At 68.2% G+C, this 19,129-nt stretch carries 16 protein-coding genes; 3 read left to right on the forward strand and 13 right to left on the reverse strand.

The genetic code is table 11. The annotated features are described in order from the left end of the window. Positions 1-79 precede the first annotated feature (79 nt). Positions 80-1,930 carry an ATP-binding protein gene (locus E8D38_RS07905; protein WP_140627630.1) on the forward strand — a complete coding sequence of 617 codons (1,851 nt, stop codon included), beginning with the start codon at positions 80-82 and terminating at the stop codon, positions 1,928-1,930. Positions 1,931-1,933: 3 nt separating this feature from the next. On the opposite strand, the gene E8D38_RS07910 is transcribed toward E8D38_RS07905, so the two are convergent. After that, positions 1,934-2,608 carry an N-acyl amino acid synthase FeeM domain-containing protein gene (locus E8D38_RS07910; protein ID WP_140627632.1) on the reverse strand — a complete coding sequence of 225 codons (675 nt, stop codon included), beginning with the start codon at positions 2,606-2,608 and terminating at the stop codon, positions 1,934-1,936. 290 nt (positions 2,609-2,898) lie between these two features. Here E8D38_RS07910 and E8D38_RS07915 point away from each other — a divergent pair, with 290 nt between their 5' ends. After that, the gene (locus E8D38_RS07915) at positions 2,899-3,852 is read left to right on the forward strand and encodes a DMT family transporter (protein WP_140627633.1); all 954 of its coding nucleotides are present in this window, start codon (positions 2,899-2,901) and stop codon (positions 3,850-3,852) included. Between the two features lie 207 nt (positions 3,853-4,059). Here E8D38_RS07915 and E8D38_RS07920 read toward each other — a convergent pair whose 3' ends face one another. Then, the gene (locus E8D38_RS07920; RefSeq protein ID WP_140627634.1) at positions 4,060-5,163 is read right to left on the reverse strand and encodes a type II asparaginase; all 1,104 of its coding nucleotides are present in this window, start codon (positions 5,161-5,163) and stop codon (positions 4,060-4,062) included. Positions 5,164-5,297: 134 nt separating this feature from the next. Here E8D38_RS07920 and E8D38_RS07925 point away from each other — a divergent pair, with 134 nt between their 5' ends. Continuing rightward, positions 5,298-6,194, forward strand: a complete 897-nt coding sequence (locus E8D38_RS07925) for a LysR family transcriptional regulator (protein ID WP_181178982.1) — start codon at positions 5,298-5,300, stop codon at positions 6,192-6,194. Positions 6,195-6,221: 27 nt separating this feature from the next. Here the strand turns inward: E8D38_RS07925 and dusA are convergent, their stop codons facing one another. From dusA to rimP, 11 genes are all read right to left on the reverse strand, one after another. Further along, positions 6,222-7,223 carry a tRNA dihydrouridine(20/20a) synthase DusA gene (dusA, locus tag E8D38_RS07930; RefSeq protein ID WP_140627636.1) on the reverse strand — a complete coding sequence of 334 codons (1,002 nt, stop codon included), beginning with the start codon at positions 7,221-7,223 and terminating at the stop codon, positions 6,222-6,224. A gap of 21 nt (positions 7,224-7,244) precedes the next feature. Further along, the gene (locus E8D38_RS07935) at positions 7,245-8,093 is read right to left on the reverse strand and encodes an esterase/lipase family protein (RefSeq protein WP_181178983.1); all 849 of its coding nucleotides are present in this window, start codon (positions 8,091-8,093) and stop codon (positions 7,245-7,247) included. A 122-nt stretch (positions 8,094-8,215) separates the two neighbouring features. Further along, entirely contained in the window at positions 8,216-8,455 is a 240-nt protein-coding gene (locus E8D38_RS07940) for a hypothetical protein (protein WP_140627637.1), read from the reverse strand. A 67-nt stretch (positions 8,456-8,522) separates the two neighbouring features. Next, entirely contained in the window at positions 8,523-9,638 is a 1,116-nt protein-coding gene (locus E8D38_RS07945; protein WP_140627638.1) for an enoyl-CoA hydratase/isomerase family protein, read from the reverse strand. A gap of 39 nt (positions 9,639-9,677) precedes the next feature. Then, positions 9,678-10,586 (reverse strand): DMT family transporter, encoded by a 909-nt coding sequence (locus tag E8D38_RS07950; RefSeq protein WP_181178984.1) that lies wholly within the window; start codon positions 10,584-10,586, stop codon positions 9,678-9,680. A 123-nt stretch (positions 10,587-10,709) separates the two neighbouring features. After that, positions 10,710-12,542 (reverse strand): translational GTPase TypA, encoded by a 1,833-nt coding sequence (typA, locus tag E8D38_RS07955; protein ID WP_140627639.1) that lies wholly within the window; start codon positions 12,540-12,542, stop codon positions 10,710-10,712. Continuing rightward, complete coding sequence (gene truB / locus E8D38_RS07960; RefSeq protein WP_246099398.1) at positions 12,539-13,495, reverse strand: tRNA pseudouridine(55) synthase TruB; 957 nt, start codon at positions 13,493-13,495, stop codon at positions 12,539-12,541. Before truB ends, typA begins: the two co-directional genes overlap by 4 nt. A gap of 6 nt (positions 13,496-13,501) precedes the next feature. After that, positions 13,502-13,867 (reverse strand): 30S ribosome-binding factor RbfA, encoded by a 366-nt coding sequence (rbfA, locus tag E8D38_RS07965; RefSeq protein WP_140627640.1) that lies wholly within the window; start codon positions 13,865-13,867, stop codon positions 13,502-13,504. Positions 13,868-13,941: 74 nt separating this feature from the next. Further along, complete coding sequence (gene infB, locus E8D38_RS07970; RefSeq protein WP_140627642.1) at positions 13,942-16,836, reverse strand: translation initiation factor IF-2; 2,895 nt, start codon at positions 16,834-16,836, stop codon at positions 13,942-13,944. A 58-nt stretch (positions 16,837-16,894) separates the two neighbouring features. Next, complete coding sequence (gene nusA, locus E8D38_RS07975; protein ID WP_140627644.1) at positions 16,895-18,373, reverse strand: transcription termination factor NusA; 1,479 nt, start codon at positions 18,371-18,373, stop codon at positions 16,895-16,897. After that, the gene (gene rimP / locus E8D38_RS07980) at positions 18,370-18,918 is read right to left on the reverse strand and encodes a ribosome maturation factor RimP (RefSeq protein ID WP_140627646.1); all 549 of its coding nucleotides are present in this window, start codon (positions 18,916-18,918) and stop codon (positions 18,370-18,372) included. The genes nusA and rimP overlap by 4 nt, the downstream gene beginning before the upstream one ends. Positions 18,919-19,129: the final 211 nt, after the last annotated feature.

Genomic DNA, 19,129 nt, shown 5'->3' on the forward strand with positions numbered 1-19,129 from the left:
GCACCCGTGAGGGATATCCAGCGCCGCGTCGAAGCGCTATCGTGCCCGGACCGAGGACTCAGGCCTCGCCTCCCCACGCATGGTGCAGCCCACACCAGAACCCGCCGGCCGCGAGCCGGCCGGCACCGCACCCGTTCCGGACGTGACCACGCTGGTCGCGGCCGAGCAGCTGCGCATGGTGTTCGCCCACATGACGGCCGGCACCGTGATCGCCACCGTGTTCGCGCTCGTGCTGGCCGCGCACCTGCAGGACCGGGTGCCCGCGAACGAGCTGCTGGTCTGGGTGGCGCTGAAGCTCGGCATCGCCCTGCCGCGCATCGTGCAGGGCCAGCTCTACCGGCTGCGCGGCCGGCCCGGCACCGCGGGCTGGCACCGCTGGACGCATGCCTTGCTGGCGGTCGACGGAGCCGTGTGGGGCCTGGGCGGCGCCTGGCTCGCGGGCGGCGCCACCGACCTGGTGGCCGAGGTGGCGGCCAGCCTGTGCTGCGTGGCATCGGTGGCCACCTTCGGCCTGCAGGTGCGCCTGGCCGCCACCGCCGCCTACGTGGTGCCCATGATCGCGCCCACCGCCGTGGCGCTGCTGGCCCGCGGCGACCGCTTCGGCGCCTTCGCCGGCGTGGGGCTGGTGCTGCTGCTGGGTCTCATGCTCATCACCGCCAGGCGCGGCGAGAAGCGCCTGGCCGAAGTGTTCGCGCTGCGCTTCCTCACCGACCGCATCTCGGAAGAACGGGCGCAGGCCCTGGCGCATGCCCACCGCCAGAGCGCGGTGAAGACCCAGTTCCTCGCCACCATGAGCCACGAGTTGCGCACGCCGCTGCACGGCATCCTGGGGCTCACCCGGGTGCTGCGCACCGAACACCCCGAGCCGGCGCTGCGCCACCGGCTCGGGCTGATCGAGCGCTCGGGCGAACACCTGCTGCAGCTCATCAACGACCTGCTCGACATGTCGCGCATCGAGGCCGGCCGCATCGAGCTGCAGACCGCCGACGTCGACCTGCAGGCCGAGCTCGACGAGCTCGTCGACATCTACTTCGTGCGCGCCCAGGAAAAGGGACTGGCCTTCAGCGCCAGCATCGACCTGCCGCGCCCCTGCTGGGTTCGCACCGACCCGACCCGGCTGCGCCAGGTGCTGCACAACCTGCTGGGCAACGCCCTCAAGTTCACCGACGCCGGCAGCGTGGCGCTGAGCGCCCGGCAGGCTGCGTCGGGCGAGTTCGTCTTTTCGGTCCAGGACACCGGCCATGGCATTGCTCCGGAGGACCTGCCCAAGGTGTTCAACGCTTTCTGGCAGGCCAGTGCGTCGCAGACCAAACGCGCCGCCGGCGCCGGCCTGGGCCTCAACATCGCGCAGGAAATGGCACATGCGATGGGCGGCTCGATCCAGGCCACCAGCGAGCTGGGCAAGGGATCGCTGTTCGAGCTGGTGCTGCCGCTGGGCACGGTGCCGGCGCCGGCGGCGGCCCTCGGCGATGGCGGCGCCGCCATCGTGGACCGGCTCACCGAGGCGGGCGGGCGCGTGCTGCTGGCCGAAGACAACGAGGTGAACGCACTGGTGGTCGAGGCCATGCTGAGCCGCAACGGCTGCCAGGTGCTGCGCGCGGCCGACGGCGCCGAAGCCGTGCGGCTCGCCACCGACGAACGCGGCCGTCCGAGCATCGTGCTCATGGACTGCCAGATGCCCGAGGTGGACGGACTCGAGGCGACACGCCGCATCCGCGCCGCCGAAGTCGAACACGGCTGGCCGCGCGTGCCGGTGATCGCGCTGACCGCCAACACCGCCACCGACGACCGGGTGCAATGCCGCCGCGCCGGCATGGACTACTTCCTCGGCAAGCCTTTCACCGAGCAGGAACTCATGGTGGCGCTGGCGGTCTGCCTGCACCACCCTGCCGAGCCGCCGCAGCCCGCCGGGCCCAGGCTGCTGGTCTGAAACTCAGGCAGCCAGGGCTTCGACCGGCAGAGGCCGCGCTGCTTCCGGGGGTGCCGCGAAGATCTGGATGTCGGGGTGATAGCAGCCCACCATGAACTGGTAGAAGGGATGCACCGCCGCCAGCCAGTTGCGTTCGGCCGACACCACGTCGAACACCAGCACCCGGTGAGGCAGTCCGCCGGCGTGCGCGAGCGGCACTTCGACGGCCTCGTCGTTGAGGTCGGTGAAGCCGAGACGGCGGTACTGGCGGACCAGCGCATCGCTGCGCGCGCCGATGACCATCCAGCGCACCTGGTGCGCCAGGCAGTGCAGGTAGGCCGCCTTCATGAGACCCAGCTTGACGGCCGGGTCGGTGTTCCCCGCCAGGACGGCCAGACGCGTCACTTCGGCCATCAGCCCGCCGGCGATCGAGGCCGGCACGCAGGCGCTGCGCTCGATCTGCGTCGGCTGGGTGGCATTGGTGGCCAGGCGCACGGTGCCCAGGGCTTCGCCGGCCTTGCTGGTGGCCACGAAGACGACGGCCTGCGGATCCCGGTCGAGCTGATCCGGCTCGTCCCATACGCTGGCGATGCCGGGCAGATGCCGGCCATATGACAAGGCGCGCACCCGGCAGGCGGCGCGCAGTTGCGTTTCGGTACGGGCCGGAAACACGGTGAAGCTCAAGGACTGACGCGACATGAAGACCTCTCTCGATGATTGATAGCAGTGGCCTCCACCTCGAAGGTCCACCTCCCAACTCACCCGGTCGGTCTCTTCTTTTCACCTCACACGCTCGTGACCTGACAAAACTCGGCCGGGCGCTCCCGGTAAATGGGTATGCAATTTCTGCACTCGCAGCCCGTACGCGATACCACTGGTGACATTCGCGCCGCTGCGTTCACCCTTGCGCACACCTGCGCCGGCGCTGGCATGATCGCGAGCTCTTTTTTCGAACGCTGCCGCGCCTGCGCTGCCGCCCGCTGCCCCGCATGAGTTCCTTCCCCGTCCCGCGCGCGCCCGGCACACCTCACGTGCTGGCCTATGCCAGCCTCGCCGCCAGCATGGCGCTGGTGGGCAGCTATGTCGGCCTGTCGAAGCTGCTGGTGGTGGTGTTTCCGGTGTTCCTGCTGGCCTGGCTGCGCTTCGGCATCGCGGCCTTCGCCATGGCCGGCTGGTTGCGGCGCGAACCGGCCGAAGCGCCGCTGTCGCGTCACGACCGCGTGCTGCTCTTCTGGGAGAGCTTTCTCGGCAACTTCATGTTCTCGATCTGCATGCTGTTCGGTGTGGCCCGCACCTCGGCCGTGGCCGCGGGGGTGATCATGGCGGCCATTCCGGCGGCGGTGGCCATCATGTCGCGGGTGTTCCTCGGCGAGCGCCTGACGCGCCGGGTGGTGGCCGGCATCGCCTGCGCAGTGGGCGGCATCGCTCTGCTGTCGCTGGTCAAGGCGGCGCCGCAGCCGTCGGCTGCAGCGGAGACCGCCGGTGCCTGGGTGGGCAACCTGCTGCTCTTCGGTGCAGTGCTGTGCGAGGCGAGCTATGTGGTGATCGGCAAGCGGCTCACCGGCAACGTGTCGGCCAAGCGCATCAGCGCGCTGGTGAACCTGTGGGGACTGGTGCTGGTCACGCCGCTAGGGCTGTGGGCGGCGTGGAGCTTCGACTTCGGCGCCGTGGCGCCCGCGCACTGGGGGCTGCTGCTGTTCTATTCACTGGCCGCCAGCATGGTGACGGTGTGGCTGTGGATGACCGGCTTGAAGCACGTGCCGGCCGCGTCGGCCGGGGTGTTCACCGTGATGCTGCCGGTGAGCGCGGCAGCGGTTGGCGTGGCCTTCCTGGGCGAGCGCTTCAGCGCCGGCCACACGGTCGCCTTTGCCTTGGCGCTGGTGGGCGTGGTGCTGGCCACCTGGCCGGTCAGGGAAACGCCGGTGCGTCAGGCTGACGCATGAAAAAAGAGGTCGCGAGCAGTTGCCGGCCGACCAGGCCCCTCCGCTGAAAGCCTGCGAGGTCCTGGTGTTGAGACATGACCGCTGCGTCGAGTTTTCTGCTGGACGAACAGAGCCGGCACGGATGCCGGTCGGGCAGACAGACCACTCGCGACCCTTCAAAGGGCGGCCGGCACCACTGGAACGGCCGCCCACTCTCTGCTGAACGGCTCAATACGTCCAGAAGATGCGCTGCAGCTCCTTCGTGTCGTTGGTCCTGGTCAGGGCCAACGCAGCCAGGATCTTGGCCTTCTGGGGGTTGAGGTCGTGGGCCACCACCCAGTCGTACTTGTCGTCGGGCTGCTCGGAGTTGCGGATCACGAAGCCCTCGCCCACCCGCGACGAGCGGATGATGTGCACCCCTTGCGCCCGCAGCGCCTTGAGCGTGTCGACCGCGTAATTGGCCACCGAGCCGTTGCCGGTGCCGGCATGGATGATCGCCTTGGCCCCCGCCTTGGCGGCCGCTTCGTAGAGCGACGGGGCCATGTTGCCGGCGCCGTAGACGATCTGCACCTCGGGCAGCTTGTCGATCTGGTCGATGTCGAACTCGCTGGCCGTGGTGTGGCGCTTGGCCAGGGTGCGGAACCAGTAGGTCCTGCCTTCCACCACCATGCCCAGCGGGCCCCACTGGCTGGAGAAGGCATTGGTCTTCACGTTCACCCGCTTGGCCACGTCGCGGCCGGAATCGATGGTGTCGTTCATGGCCACCAGCACGCCCTTGCCCTTGGCGTCGGCGCTGCCGGCCACCACCACCGCGTTGTAGAGATTGAGCATGCCGTCGGCCGACATCGCCGTGCCCGGGCGCATGGAGCCCACCAGCACCACCGGCTTGTCGCTGCGGATCACCAGGTTCAGGAAGAAGGCCGTCTCCTCGAGCGTGTCGGTGCCGTGGGTGATGACGATGCCGTCGACTCCTGGCTCCTTGCTGAGCTGCGACACGCGCTTGCCCAGTTGCACGAGCTTCTCGTTGGTGAAGCTCTCCGAGGCGATCTGGAACACCTGTTCGCCGCGCACGTTCGCCACGTCGGCCAGCTCGGGCACGCCGGCGATCAGCTTCTCGACCGGCACCTTGGCCGCCTGATAGGTGGCACTGTTGGCCGCCGTGGCCCCGGCACCGGCGATGGTGCCGCCGGTGGCCAGGATCACCACGTTCGGCTTGGCCTTGGCCGGGGTGCCCTGCGCAAAGCTGGCGGAAGCCACGGCCATCGAAGCAGCCAGGCCCAGGGCCAGGCGCAGCAACGGCGCCGCCGCCAGGCGGGCGAATCCAAAACTCATGTTGTCTCCTCGGTTGTCAGTCCTGCCTTGTGACAGGCGCACGACAATCTAGTGGTCGGTGCCCGATGCGAACAATGCAGCTTTGCAGCAGCACCATGACTTCAACTCATAGGCTCCACAACACACATCAAGCCATGCGTTTGCGACATATCGAGGTGTTCCAGGCTGTCATGGAGACCGGCAGCATGAGCGGTGCGGCACGGCTCATCAACCTCACACAGTCGGCGGTGAGCCGTGTCATCGCCAATGCCGAGTCGCAGCTGGGCTATCCGCTGTTCAAGCGCACCGGCGGCAAGCTGGTGCCCACGGCCGAAGGCCTGGCCCTCTTCGAAGAAAGCGCCGGTCTCTTCGAGCGGCTCGAAGCCTTGCGGCGCACCGCGCGCAACCTGAAGACCGGCGCCTCGGGGTCGCTGCGCATCGGCGCCATCCCGGCCATCAGCCACAAGCTGCTGCCCGACGTGCTGGCCAGCTATTGCCGGGCCTACCCCGAAGTGCGCTGCGAGGTGCGCACCATCCACAAGCGCCAGATGACCGACGCCCTGCTGGCCCGCGACATCGACGTGGGGCTGGACTTCTATGCGATCCAGCATCCCGGCATCGAGTCGGTGCTGTACGGCGAGGGGCCGCTCTACGTGATGGGCCCGGCCCACCTCACCGAGCTGCTGGCGCGCAGCAAGGCGCCGCTGATCGAGGTGCTCAAGCAGATCCCCTACGTGTCCCTGGTGGGCGACGACCCGATCGCGATCAATGCCGACCAGCTCCTGGCGCAGGCGCACTTCCCCGAGGCGGCCGTGCGGGTGCAGACCTCGCAGCTGGCCGAAGAACTGGTGGCGCGCGGGCTGGGCTGGGCGCTCATCGACTTCCTGACGGCGCGCCAGGCCGACCGCAGCCGCCTGTCGGTCTTGCCGCTGCAGCCCGCCGTGGCCTGCCCGCTCAATGTGTTCCTGCTGCGCAACCAGCCCACCGGGCTGGCCGCCCGCTCGTTCTTCGAGACCCTGGCGGCCACCTTGAAGACACGCGAGCCGTGGTAGCGCAGCTTCGTCCCTGAGAGGTGTGATTCAGGCGCGCAGGGCCACAGGGCCTTGCGCCAGAGCAGCCACCGCCGCCGGTGCTTCGGCCTTGTAGCGATGGTCGCTCCAGACCTGGCGCCAGTGACGCGCCCCCGGCACGCCGTTCCACAACCCGATGGCATGGCGCATCGCCTGGTGCCACCCCGCTCCCGAGGCATGCAGGCGGTCGAGGTAGTGCAGCCATTGCGCCTCGACCTCCTGCCGCGAGCCGGCCGGACCGGGCACTCCGAAAAACCGCTCGTCCCACGCCGCCATGGCCCAGGGTTCGTGGTACGCATGGCGCCCGACCATCACGCCGTCCACATGCTGCAGCTGCTGCTCGATCTCTTCGTCGGTCTTGACCCCGCCGTTGAGCACGATGGTCAGGTGCGGGAAGTCGCGCTTCAGGCGATGCACGAACTCGTAGCGCAGCGGCGGGATCTCGCGGTTTTCCTTCGGGCTCAGGCCCTTGAGCCAGGCATTGCGGGCATGCACGATGAACACGTCGCAGCCCGCACCCGCCACGGTGCCGACGAAGTCGCGCACGAAGTCGTAGCTTTCCTGCTTGTCGATGCCGATGCGGTGCTTCACCGTCACCGGCAGGTCCGCTCCCACCGCATCGCGCATGGCCTTCACGCAGTCGGCCACGAGCGGCGCTTCGTTCATGAGGCAGGCCCCGAAGGCGCCGCGCTGCACGCGTTCGCTCGGACAGCCGCAGTTGAGGTTGATCTCGTCATAGCCCCAGCGCTCGGCCAGCCTTGCGCAGGCTGCCAGGTCGGCCGGCTCGCTGCCGCCCAGCTGCAGCGCGACCGGATGCTCTTCCTCATGAAAGTCGAGGTGCCGGGGCTGGTCGCCATGCAGCAGCGCGCCGGTGGTCACCATCTCGGTGTACAGGCGGGTATGGCGCGTGAGCAGGCGATGGAAGAAGCGGCAATGGCGATCGGTCCAGTCCATCATCGGCGCGACCGAGAGGCGCCAGGGGTTGTGCGGGGCAGCGGCGGAGGCAGTCATGTCAGTGGCAAACGCGCGAAGTCAGCGCTCGGTCGACCGCAGCGGGGCGTGTCCGGTGGTGCGGAAGAACCAGCGTCGCGCCCCGTGCGCGTCGAAGCGGCGCCAATGTTGCGGGTCCTGCGCCAGGCGGTCGGCGACGGCGTACAGCGCCAGCGGATTCAGCCCCATGCCGATGTGGCTGGCATGCACCTCGATGTTTTCGGTGTGGGCCTCGTCGTCGTTGACGCTGCAGCGCCAGGCCACGATGCCGTCGGTGCGCGAATAGATGGACGTGGTGGGCACCGGCGGCGACCGGCGCACGCGCTCGAGCTGTACCGGGTCGTGCGCCGACTGGCCGCTCAGCAGCTCGAACACGCGCCACGCATGCGTGGCCCGCGGGTGGCCGGTGAACGGCGACGCCAGCGTGATGACGCAACGCACGAGGTCGGGCACTTCCTTGGCAGTTTCGCGCGCATACACCCCGCCCAGGCTCCAGCCGATCAGGCTCACCTTGCGGCCCTGGTGGCGCTCGGCGAGCGCGCGCACCTGATCCACGCACGACTCCAGCACGCCCGCCCGCGGCCCCAGGTTGAAGCCCTGCTTCCATGGGTAGGGCGTGTAGCCGCGGTCGCGCAGGAAGTTGCGCATCGGCAGCGTGGTGATGTCGGAGGCACCCAGGCCGGGAAACACCAGTACCGGGTGGCCGTCGCCGGCCGGCAGGCGCCGCAGCCAGGGCGAAGCGGCCAGCAGCGCCGCATATTCCCAGGGAGCGCGGCCGGCCTCCAGAAGCAGGAGCAGCGGGTGCGGCGCCTCATGCGCGGTCTCGCGAGCGGCGTTGGCGTCGGCGGCGGTTGGCGGTGCGGGCGTAGACCGCTTGGAACGTGGAGGCATGGACTTCATGGTTGGGGCGTGCGGCTGCACGGCGAGACGGCCCGCAGCCCGGCTGGCGGGGCATGTTATCGGCGGCCGGGCATTGGGCTCTGGAGCGCCCGCCCTAGCCTCCCATGCACCGCTCAGACGTCGAGGGTATAGACCAGCGCGGCGGCCCGTTCCGCTTCGCTGTGGCCCTGCAAGGCCAGGCCCCACTCTCGCGCGTCGGCACCCTTCGCCGGACCGAGACCCGCCGTCATCACGACCACCTCTTCGGACGTGGCATCGAAGTCCATCACGTGCTTGCGGTCGGCATCGAACAGCCGGGCCACCATGGAGCCGCCCTGTTCGATGAGCAGCAGGAATCTCGCGGGCTTTTGCATGGACGACACCATCCTTCGGGGTGGGGGCCAGCGTAGCACGCGCTGCCGGCGCCGTGTACCGGGCCGGTCAGGCCAGGTCGCGCAGCGGGTGCGCAAACGCCGGCCAGGGGCTGGCAAAGAATGCCGCCACCTGATCGGCGGTGACGTCTTCGATGCGCGCCGGGTTCCAGCGCGGGCTGTGGTCCTTGTCGATGGCCAGCGCGCGAATGCCTTCGACCGTCTCGCTGGCCGCGCCCAGCCGCAGCGCAAAGCAGTGCCGCACCAGATCGCGCTCCATGCGCAGGTCCTCGGCCAGCGTCATGTGGCGGGCGCGCCTCAGCTGCTCCAGCGTCACCCCGAGCATGAGCGGCGAGCGCTGGCGCAGCGCTGCCAGCGTCTGCGCTGCCCAGGGGCTGGCGTCGGACGCCAGCGACTCGGCCATGGCCGCCACGGAGGGTGCAGCGAAGTGGCGGTCGATCGCATCGCGATGTTCGGCCAGCTGCGGCGCCCCGGCATCGACGAACCGGGCGCGCACTGCGGCCAGCCACTGCGGCACCGACTCGTGCGGCTGGTCGGCCAGCGCCTCCACCAGGCCCGGCAGGCTGCTGCTGGGCACCACGCCGTCGGCCAGCTTCAGCGCCACGGCATCGGCCGCGCCGAGCACGTGGCCGGTGAGCGCAAGGTACTCGCCCACGTATCCGGGGCAGCGCGACAGGAAGAAGCCGCCGCCGACGTCCGGGAACAGGCCGATGTTGGTCTCGGGCATGGCCAGCTTGCTGAGCTCGGTGACCACACGCAGCGATGCGCCCTGGCTGATGCCCATGCCGCCGCCCATCACCACGCCGTCCATCAGCGCGATGTAGGGCTTGGGGTAGTGGTGGATCAGGTGGTTGAGGCGGTATTCCTCGGTGAAGAAGTCCTCGACACGCGGGTCGCCGGCCAGCGCGGCCCGGTGAAAGAAGCGGATGTCGCCGCCCGCGCAGAAGGCCGGCGGCTTGCCTTCACGCGGCGCCCCGCGCACCAGCACGGCCTGCACGGCGGCGTCGTCGGCCCAGTGCAGCAGCACGGCGGTGAGATCGCGGATCATCTCCAGCGACAGTGCATTGAGCGCGTTCGTGCGGTTCAGCGTCAGCAGCCCGAGGGCGCCGCGCACTTCGGCCAGCACGTGGCCTCCCGAGTACAGCGAAGGCAGAGGTTTCGACATGGCGTTGGCGGGTCTTGCGGATCGTTCGAGGGGTGCGGTTCAGCCCTGCAGGCCGAGCGACCGGTTGCGGCGCAGGCCGACCAGTTCGTTGGCTACCAGGGCCCCCAGCACCAGCGCGCCGCCGCTGAGGGCGGTGGGGCCCGGCTGCTCGCCGGCGCCCAGCCAGGCCCAGGCGACGCCGAACACGACTTCCAGCAAGGCGAGCAAGGCAATCTCGGGGCCCGGCAGCACGCGGGTGAGCGTGACCACCAGCAGGCAGGGAATGGCCAGCTGCACGACGCCCAGCATCGCGAGCAGGCTCACGTCATGCAGCGAGGCCTGCAGCGGCCACGACAGCGGCAATGTGACCAGCGCCGAGAGCACGGCGCCGATCAGCACGGCGGGCAGCATGTCCTGCGGCGCCTCGCCGCTGGCCTGGGCCGAGTGGCTGATGTGCTGCAGCACCGTCCAGTTCACCGCGCCGGCGAGCGGCACGCACAGCGCCACCAGCGTGCCGGCGACCGCCCCCGGCTGCGAGCCGCTCGCTTCGGCGCCGAACATCCAGGCGATGCCGGCACCGGCCACCGCAATGGCGAGCCAGGTGCGCGCCGGCAGGCGGTGCCCCAGGAACAGCCGGGCGAACAAGGCGGTCACCAGCGGCGCGATCGACATGGTGATCAGCACGTTGGCCACCGTGGTGAGCATGATGGCCACCATGAAGGCGGTGTACATGACCGACCAGCACAGGCCGGAGACCCACACCGTCCACGGCGAGCGCAGCAGCCCGCGCCAGAGCCCTGCTCCACGCATCCAGCCCAGGCCGATGGCCAGCGCCAGCGCATTGAAGGCGCTGCGCCAGAAGGTGACCTCGAAGCTGCGCGCCGAGTCGAGGTGGCGTGTGACCACCCCCGCGATGCTCCACATCAGCGTCACCAGCACCATCAGGAAAACAGCACGTCGATGTGTCACCACGAGGCTCGCAAAAGTTGAGAGGGCCGCAAAGCGGCCCGGGCGTCCTTCAAGCTGGAGCCCCCGCCCGGCGGGGCTGGGGGTGCGGTCAGTACCCGCGAAAGCGGTTCCTGCGATCACCAATCAAGCCGCTTCGCGCTGCGCACGCTTGCGCTCATGCTCCTTCAGGAACCGCTTGCGCAGCCGGATGGACTTCGGCGTGATCTCGACCAGTTCGTCGTCCTCGATGAACTCGACGCCGTATTCGAGCGTCAGCTCGATCGGCGGGGTGATCTTGATCGCGTCTTCCTTGCCTGACACGCGGAAGTTGGTGAGCTGCTTGGTGCGCGTGGCATTGACCACCAGGTCGTTGTCGCGGCTGTGCACGCCGACGATCATGCCTTCGTACACCTGGTCGTTGGGCTTGACGAACATGCGGCCGCGGTCGTCCAGCTTGCCCAGCGCGTAGGTGAAGATCTCGCCGTCGTCCATGGAGATCAGCACGCCGTTCTTGCGGCCGCCGATTTCGCCCTTGTGCGGCTCGTACCCGTCGAAGATGTTGCTGATGAGGCCGGAGCCGCGGGTCAGGTTCAGGAACTCGTTCGAGAAGCCGATCAGCCCGCGCGCCGGGATGCGGTACTCCAGGCGCACGCGGCCGCGGCCATCGGGTTCCATGTTGACGAGTTCGCCCTTGCGCTCGCCCAGCGCCTGCATCACGCCGCCCTGGTGCTGCTCTTCCACGTCGGCCGTCACCAGCTCGATCGGCTCGTGCTTCTCGCCGTTCACCTCGTGGAACACCACGCGCGGCTTCGAGACGGCCAGCTCATAGCCTTCGCGGCGCATGTTCTCCAGCAGGATGGTGAGGTGCAGTTCACCGCGGCCGGACACCTCGAAGATGCCGTCCTCGTCGGTCTCCTTGACGCGCAGGGCGACGTTACTCTGCAGTTCCTTCTGCAGGCGGTCCCAGATCTGGCGGCTGGTGACGAACTTGCCCTCGCGGCCGGCCAGCGGCGACGTGTTGACACAGAAGTTCATCGTCAGCGTCGGCTCGTCCACCTGCAGCATCGGCAGCGGCTGCGGGTTGGCCGGGTCGGTGACCGTGACGCCGATGCCGATCTCCTCGATGCCGTTGATCAGCACGATGTCGCCGGGGCCGGCTTGGGGGGTCTGCATGCGGTCCAGGCCCTGGAAGGTGAGGACCTGGTTGATGCGGCCGTTGTAGCTCTTGCCCTCGGTACCTTCCATCACCACCACGTTCATGCCCGGCTTGATGGTGCCTGCATTGATGCGGCCCACGCCGATGCGGCCCACGAAGGAGGAATAGTCGAGCGCCGAGATCTGCAGCTGCAGCGGCGCATCGGGGTCGCCCTGGTGCGCCGGCACATGCTTCAGGATGGTGTTGAACAGGGCCGACATGTCGGGGCCCCACTGCTCGCCCGGCGCGCCTTCCTCGAGCGACGACCAGCCGTTGATGCCCGAGGCGTACACCACCGGGAAGTCGAGCTGCTCGTCGGTCGCGCCCAGCTTGTCGAACAGGTCGAACGCGGCGTTGACCACGCCCTGCGGGTTGGCGCCCGGCTTGTCGACCTTGTTGACCACCACGATGGGCTTCAGGCCCAGCGCCAGCGCCTTCTTGGTGACGAAGCGGGTCTGCGGCATCGGGCCTTCCTGCGCGTCGATGAGCAGCACCACGCCGTCGACCATGGACAGCGCCCGCTCGACCTCGCCGCCGAAGTCGGCGTGCCCCGGGGTGTCGACGATGTTGATGTGGGTGCCCTGCCAGCTGACGGCGCAGTTCTTCGCCAGGATGGTGATGCCGCGCTCGCGTTCGATGGCGTTGCTGTCCATCACGGTGTCGACCACCTTCTCGTGTTCGGCGAAGGTGCCGGACTGGCGCAGCAGCTGGTCCACCATGGTGGTCTTGCCATGGTCCACGTGGGCGATGATGGCGATGTTGCGGATCTGGCGGTTACTCATGCGACTCTCGTTTCGGTTGAATTCAGCAGCAAGCCCTGCACTTCGACGGGGCTCAGCAGGCGGCCGGGGATCAGTTCCCCAGCCTTGATGTGTGCGCTGCCCAGGAAGGCAGCATGTTCCGGACCATAGACGCGCACCTCGTCGGTGTCGGCCAGGCTCACCCGGCGGCGCAGCCCCGACAGGAAGCGCCCCGCCTCGGCGGCCGGCAGGCGCACCTGCGGCCAGTCGGCGAGCAGGCAGTCGGGCGGCAGCAGCAGCGCCTCGCGCTCGGTTTCGCTCATGGCGGCCAGGGCCTCCATCGTGACGGCGGCCTCCACCCGCAGCGGCCCGCTGGCCATGCGGCGCAGGCCGATGAGGTAGGCGCCGCAGCCAAGCATGCGGCCCAGGTCTTCGGCCAGCGTGCGCACGTAGGTGCCCTTGCTGCACAGCACGTCGATCACCAGCACGTCATCTTCGCGGCTCACGATGTCGAGGCGATGAATCGTCACGCGGCGCGGCGTGCGTTCCACCTCGACGCCGGCACGGGCGTACTCATACAGCGCCTTGCCTTCGTGCTTGAGCGCCGAATGCATGGGCGGCAGCTGGTCGATCTCGCCGGTGAGCGACGCGCGGGCGCGCTGCAGCGCCGCCTCGTCCACCTCGACCGGGCGGCGCTCCAGCACCTCGCCCTCGCCGTCGCCGGTGGTCGTGGTGATGCCCAGCTTCAAGGTGGCGCGGTAGCCCTTGTCGGCATCGAGGCTCACCTGCGAGAACTTGGTAGCCGCGCCGAAGCACAGCGGCAGCAGCCCGGTGGCCAGCGGGTCGAGCGTGCCGGTGTGACCGCCCTTTTCGGCCCGCAGCAGCCCCTTGGCCTTCTGCAGCGCGTCGTTGCTGGTCCAGCCGAGCGGCTTGTCCAGCAACAGCACGCCGTGCAGGGCACGGCGCGGCAGACGGGGCTTCTGCAGGGGCTTCACGGGCGGTCAGTCCTTGGCGCGGTCGGCGTTGGCCCGGTGGATGAGCGCGCTCATCTCGGCCGCCCGCTCGGTGGTGCGGTCGAAGCTGAAGTGCAGCGTCGGCACGGTGTGGATCTGCAGGCGCTTGAACAGGCCGTTGCGCAGGTAGCCGGCGGCCTCGTTCAGCGCCTCCTCGCACTCCTGCGGGTCGCCCACCAGCAGCGAGAAGAACACCTTGGCATGCGCGTAGTCGGGCGTCACCTCCACGGCATTGAGGGTCACCATGCCGATGCGAGGATCCTTCAGCTCGCGGATCAGGTCGGCCAGATCGCGCTGGATCTGGTCGGCCACCCGGAAGCTGCGGTTGGGAATGGAACGTTGTTTGTGTCGCATCGAATGCTCCTGCCGTTAACGACAAACCCCGCCGTCTTGCGAGGGCGGGGTTTGCTTCAGGCCGAAACCACCGCCTACAAGGAGCGCGCGATTTCCTTGATCTCGAAGAACTCCAATTGATCACCCTCCTGGATGTCGTTGTAGTTCCTGATGTTCAAGCCGCACTCGAAGCCTTCCTTCACCTCGCGGACGTCGTCCTTGAAGCGCTTGAGCGAATCGAGCTCGCCGGTGTAGATGACCACGTTCTCGCGCAGCAGGCGCAGGCGCGCGTTGCGGCGGATGACGCCCGAGGTGACCATGCAACCGCCGATCGCGCCGACCTTGGAAGCCTTGAACACCTGACGGATCTCGGCGGTGCCGATGACCTCTTCCTTCTGCTCGGGCGCCAGCATGCCGGACATGGCGCTCTTGATCTCGTCGACCGCGTCGTAAATGATGTTGTAGTAGCGGATATCGACGTTGTTGTTCTCGGCCAGCTTGCGCGCACCCGCATCGGCACGCGTGTTGAAGCCGATGAGCACCGCCTTGGAGGCCAGCGCCAGGTTGACGTCGCTTTCGCTGATGCCGCCTACTGCGGCGTGCACGATCTGCACCTTCACCTCGTCGGTGCTGAGCTTGAGCAGCGAAGCGGCCAGCGCCTCCTGCGAACCCTGCACATCGGCCTTGATGATGAGCGGCAGGTTCTGCACCGCGCCGGCCCCCATTTGCTCGAACATGTTCTCGAGCTTGGCAGCCTGCTGCTTGGCCAGCTTCACGTCGCGGTACTTGCCCGAGCGGAAGGTCGCGATTTCGCGCGCACGCCGCTCGTCGGCCAGCACCATGAACTCGTCACCGGCCTGCGGCACTTCGGTCAGGCCCTGGATCTCGACCGGAATCGACGGGCCCGCCTCCTGCGCCGGCTTGCCGGTTTCGTCGAGCATGGCGCGCACGCGGCCGTAGCTCGAACCGGCCAGTACCACGTCGCCGCGCTTGAGCGTGCCGGACTGCACCAGCACAGTGGCCACGGGGCCGCGGCCCTTGTCGAGCTGCGCTTCGATGACCAGGCCCTTGGCCGGTGCATCCTTCGGTGCGGTGAGCTCCAGCACTTCGGCCTGCAGCAGCACCTGCTCCAGCAACTCGTCCACGCCCTGTCCGGTCTTGGCCGACACGGGCACGAAAGGCGAGTCACCGCCGAAGTCCTCGGGCACCACCTCTTCGGCCACCAGTTCGCTCTTCACGCGCTCGGGGTTGGCTTCGGGCTTGTCGATCTTGTTCATGGCCACGACGATGGGCACGCCCGCCGCCTTGGCATGGTGAATCGCTTCCTTGGTCTGCGGCATCACGCCGTCGTCGGCGGCCACCACCAGGATGACGATGTCCGTCGCCTTGGCGCCACGGGCACGCATGGCGGTGAAGGCCTCGTGACCCGGCGTATCCAGGAAGGTGATGGTGCCGCGCGGCGTGTCGACGTGATAGGCGCCGATGTGCTGCGTGATGCCGCCCGCTTCGCCCGCGGCGACCCGGCTGCGGCGGATGTAGTCCAGCAGCGAGGTCTTGCCGTGGTCTACGTGGCCCATGACGGTGACCACCGGAGCACGCGGCAGCACTTCCACCTGCTGCTCGCCGGCCTCGTCTTCCTCGAGGAAGGCTTCCGGGTCGTCGAGCTTGGCGGCAAACGCCTTGTGGCCCATTTCCTCGACCAGGATCATCGCGGTCTCCTGGTCGAGCTGCTGGTTGATGGTGACCATCTGGCCCAGCTTCATCAGCTGCTTGATGACTTCGGAGGCCTTGACCGACATCTTGTGGGCCAGGTCGGCCACGGAGATGGTCTCGGGCACGTGCACTTCGTACACCTGCGCCTCGATCGGCGGCGTGAAGCTCGAAGTGGAATCACCGCCGCGGTCGCCGCGGCGACCGCCGCGAGGCGCCTTCCAGCCGCCGCGCGCGCCGCCACCGGCGGTGTCGTTGCGGGTCTTGAGCTGGCCGCGCTTCTTGGCGTCGTCGGCCCAGCTGGACGACAGCTTCTCGGACTTGACCGACTTCTTGTCGCCAGGCTTGGCGCCGGCGGGCGCCGCAGCCGTGCCCGGGGCAGCGGCGGTCGCGCCGGCCTTCGGCTTGTGGATCGTGCCCTTGATGCCTTCCTTCCCGGCTTCCGCAGGCTTCGGCTCTTCGGGCTTCTTGGCGGTGAGCACCCTCTTGGGCGCCGCCATCATGGCGCGAATGGCCGCCGCCTCGGCTTCGGCAGCCTTGCGGCGCTTCTCGAGGTCGGCCAGACGCTGCTTCTCTTCGGCTTCGATGTCGGCCGCCTTCACCACGCGCACGGCGGGCTTGGCCGGCGGCTCCGCGGGAGCCGGGGTGGCAGGAGCCGTTGCGGGTGCGGGTGCGGGTGCAGAGGCAGGCTCCGGAGTGGCGGTCGTTGCGGTTTCTGCGATCTTGGCTTCGGCCTTGGCCTTGGCAGCGGCCTCTGCCTCGGCTGCAGCGCGCTCGGCCGCCTCGCGTGCACGGGCCTCGGCAGCCTCGCGTTCGCGCTTCTCCTGCTCTTCGCGCTGGCGGCGCTTTTCGGCCAGTTCTTCTTCCTGGCGGCGCAGCAGCTCGGCCTGGCGATTGGCCTCTTCCTCGCGGCGCGCGAGTTCGGCTTCGTCGACCACGGGGGCCTTGGCGGCAACCACCGGCTCTTCAGCCGGGGCGTCATCGCGCTTGACGAAGACGCGCTTCTTGCGCACTTCCACCTGGATCGTGCGCGCCTTGCCGGAAGCGTCGGCCTGCTTGATCTCGGTGGTGGACTTCTTCGTCAGGGTGATCTTCTTGCGCTCGGCACCGGCCGTTCCGTGCGACGAGCGCAGGAAGTCGAGCAGACGTTCCTTGTCAGCTTCGGTGAGCGCGTCTTCCGCGGACGCCTTCTTGACGCCCGCAGACTGGAGCTGCTCGAGCAGTGTCGTCGCCGGGCGGTTCAGCTCGGCGGCGAACTGTGCGACGGTGGTCACGGCCATTGTGTGTAGTCCTTGCGTGTGCGTTCTGTGTCGGCGTCGTCGTATGCGTCAGTCAGGCTCAGGCAGTGAACCAGTGTTCACGGGCCTTCATGATCAGAGCCTTGGCCTGAGCGTCGTCAACGCCGGCAATCTCGGTCAGTTCGTCGACGGCCAGGTCGGCCAGGTCGTCGCGGGTGTGGATGCCGGCGCCCGACAGCTTGGCGATCAGCTCGCCGTTGAGCCCTTCGAGGTCGCGCAGGTCCTGCGACACCTCGTCCACCCGCTCTTCCTTGGCGATCTCCATCGTCAGCAGCGCGTCCTTGGCACGGGTGCGCAGCTCGTTGACGGTGTCCTCGTCGAAGGACTCGATCTCCAGCATCTCCTGAAGCGGCACGTAGGCCACTTCCTCGAGGCTGGTGAAGCCTTCCTCGATGAGGATGTCGGCGACTTCCTCGTCCACGTCGAGCTTCTCGACGAACAGCTTGCGGATCGAGTCGGATTCGGTGGCCTGCTTCGCCTGCGATTCCTCGGCCGTCATGATGTTGATGCGCCAGCCGGTCAGCTCGGAGGCGAGGCGCACGTTCTGGCCGCCGCGACCGATCGCGATGGCAAGGTTCTCTTCGTCCACCACCACGTCCATCGCGTGCTTCTCCTCGTCGACCACGATGGACTGCACGTTGGCCGGCGCAAGCGCGCCGATCACGAACTGGGCCGGGTCTTCGGACCACAGCACGATGTCCACGCGCTCGCCGGCGAGCTCGTTGGTCACGGCGTTGACGCGCGAGCCGCGCACGCCGACGCAGGTGCCGATCGGGTCGACACGCTTGTCGTGCGACAGCACGGCGATCTTGGCGCGCGAACCGGCGTCACGGGCACAACTCTTGATCTCGAGCAGGCCTTGCTCGATTTCAGGCACTTCCTGGCGGAACAGCTCGATCATGAAAGCCGGCGAGCTGCGCGACAGCATGATCTGCGGGCCGCGCGCGGTGGGGTCCACCTCGGCGATGTAGGCACGAACCCGGTCGCCGGAGCGCAGGTTCTCCTTGGAGATCATCTCGCTACGCTTCAGGCGCCCTTCCACCCGGCCGCTCTCGACGATGATGTCGCCCTTGTCCAGCCGCTTGACAGTGCCGACGAAGATCTTGTCGCCGCGCGACAGGAAGTCGTTGAGCAGCTGCTCGCGCTCGGCGTCGCGGATCTTCTGCAGGATCACCTGCTTGGCCGCCTGTGCGCCGATGCGGCCGATCGGCACCGACTCGATCGGCTCCTCGATGTAGTCGTCGACCTCGATGTCGGCGATCTGCTCCTGGGCTTCGAACAGCAGGATCTCGGCGTCCGGAATCTGAAGACCGGCTTCGTTGGGCACCACGTGCCAGCGGCGAAAGGTCTCGTAGACGCCGCTCTCGCGATCGACCGCCACGCGGATATCGACTTCGCCGCCGTGAAGCTTCTTGGTGGCGGAAGCCAGCGCGGCTTCGACGGCGCCAAAGACGACGTCGCGATCCACGCTCTTCTCGCGCGAGATCGCATCCACCAGCATCAACAGTTCGCGGTTCATTCTTCGTGACCTCCGGATAACCTCGTCTCACCCGCCTCGGCGGCTTCTGGCCGCTGCTTGCGGGCACGCCCCTTGAAGTCCACCACCGGCACCAGTCGTGCCTCGCGGACCTCGTCGAGCGAAAAACCCAAAACCTTTTCTTCCTTGCCGTCCAGGAATACCAGCTGCCAGCCGCCCTCGGGCGCGGCGCCGAGCACTCCGCGGTATTTCTTGCGACCCTGGAACGCCAGTTTCAGGGTGATGTCGACCTCGGCGCCGGCGAAGCGCTCGTAATCGGCCGGCCGCTTGAGCGGGCGGTCGAGGCCGGGGGACGACACCTCCAGGCGGCTGTAGTCGACGGATTCGACTTCCAGGGCGTATTGCAGCTGGCGCGTCACCTTCTCGCAGTCGTCCACCGTGACCGACTCGCTGTCGCCGGTTTCGTAGACCTGCCCCGGCACGCGGTCGATGAAGACACGCAGCAGCCCCTGCGAGCTCCGCTCGCAATCGACCAGGTCATAACCCAGCCCGGTGACTGTGCGCTCGACGGCGGCGTGCCAATTCATCAAAGGTGACCGAATCTTCCAAAAAAGGCACCGGAAAGCCGGTGCGCTGACAAAACCGTTTCGCCAAAAAAAATGGGCTGGATTTCCCCGCCCACTCGGTTGCCTAGCGAAAGGCGCATTGTAGCCCGAGCTGCGACTACAAGCAAGGCATGGGCCTGTCAAGCCGCTCAGGTGCAGCCCCACGTGCCAGAATCGCAAGCTTTCCAAAACT

The sequence above is a fragment of the Methylibium rhizosphaerae genome (assembly GCF_006386545.1).
GTDB lineage: Bacteria > Pseudomonadota > Gammaproteobacteria > Burkholderiales > Burkholderiaceae_C > Pseudorivibacter > Pseudorivibacter rhizosphaerae.

Bases quoted from the DNA above. Each gene is read 5' to 3' on its own strand.
- E8D38_RS07940 (WP_140627637.1), bottom strand. From the start codon at position 8,455: ATGCAAAAGCCCGCGAGATTCCTGCTGCTCATCGAACAGGGCGGCTCC.
- E8D38_RS07910 (WP_140627632.1), bottom strand. From the start codon at position 2,608: ATGTCGCGTCAGTCCTTGAGCTTCACCGTGTTTCCGGCCCGTACCGAA.
- dusA (WP_140627636.1), bottom strand. From the start codon at position 7,223: ATGACTGCCTCCGCCGCTGCCCCGCACAACCCCTGGCGCCTCTCGGTC.
- infB (WP_140627642.1), bottom strand. From the start codon at position 16,836: ATGGCCGTGACCACCGTCGCACAGTTCGCCGCCGAGCTGAACCGCCCG.
- E8D38_RS07920 (WP_140627634.1), bottom strand. From the start codon at position 5,163: ATGAGTTTTGGATTCGCCCGCCTGGCGGCGGCGCCGTTGCTGCGCCTG.
- E8D38_RS07915 (WP_140627633.1), top strand. From the start codon at position 2,899: ATGAGTTCCTTCCCCGTCCCGCGCGCGCCCGGCACACCTCACGTGCTG.
- nusA (WP_140627644.1), bottom strand. From the start codon at position 18,373: ATGAACCGCGAACTGTTGATGCTGGTGGATGCGATCTCGCGCGAGAAG.
- E8D38_RS07935 (WP_181178983.1), bottom strand. From the start codon at position 8,093: ATGCCTCCACGTTCCAAGCGGTCTACGCCCGCACCGCCAACCGCCGCC.
- E8D38_RS07925 (WP_181178982.1), top strand. From the start codon at position 5,298: ATGCGTTTGCGACATATCGAGGTGTTCCAGGCTGTCATGGAGACCGGC.
- E8D38_RS07905 (WP_140627630.1), top strand. From the start codon at position 80: ATGGTGCAGCCCACACCAGAACCCGCCGGCCGCGAGCCGGCCGGCACC.
- E8D38_RS07945 (WP_140627638.1), bottom strand. From the start codon at position 9,638: ATGTCGAAACCTCTGCCTTCGCTGTACTCGGGAGGCCACGTGCTGGCC.
- typA (WP_140627639.1), bottom strand. From the start codon at position 12,542: ATGAGTAACCGCCAGATCCGCAACATCGCCATCATCGCCCACGTGGAC.
- rimP (WP_140627646.1), bottom strand. From the start codon at position 18,918: ATGAATTGGCACGCCGCCGTCGAGCGCACAGTCACCGGGCTGGGTTAT.
- rbfA (WP_140627640.1), bottom strand. From the start codon at position 13,867: ATGCGACACAAACAACGTTCCATTCCCAACCGCAGCTTCCGGGTGGCC.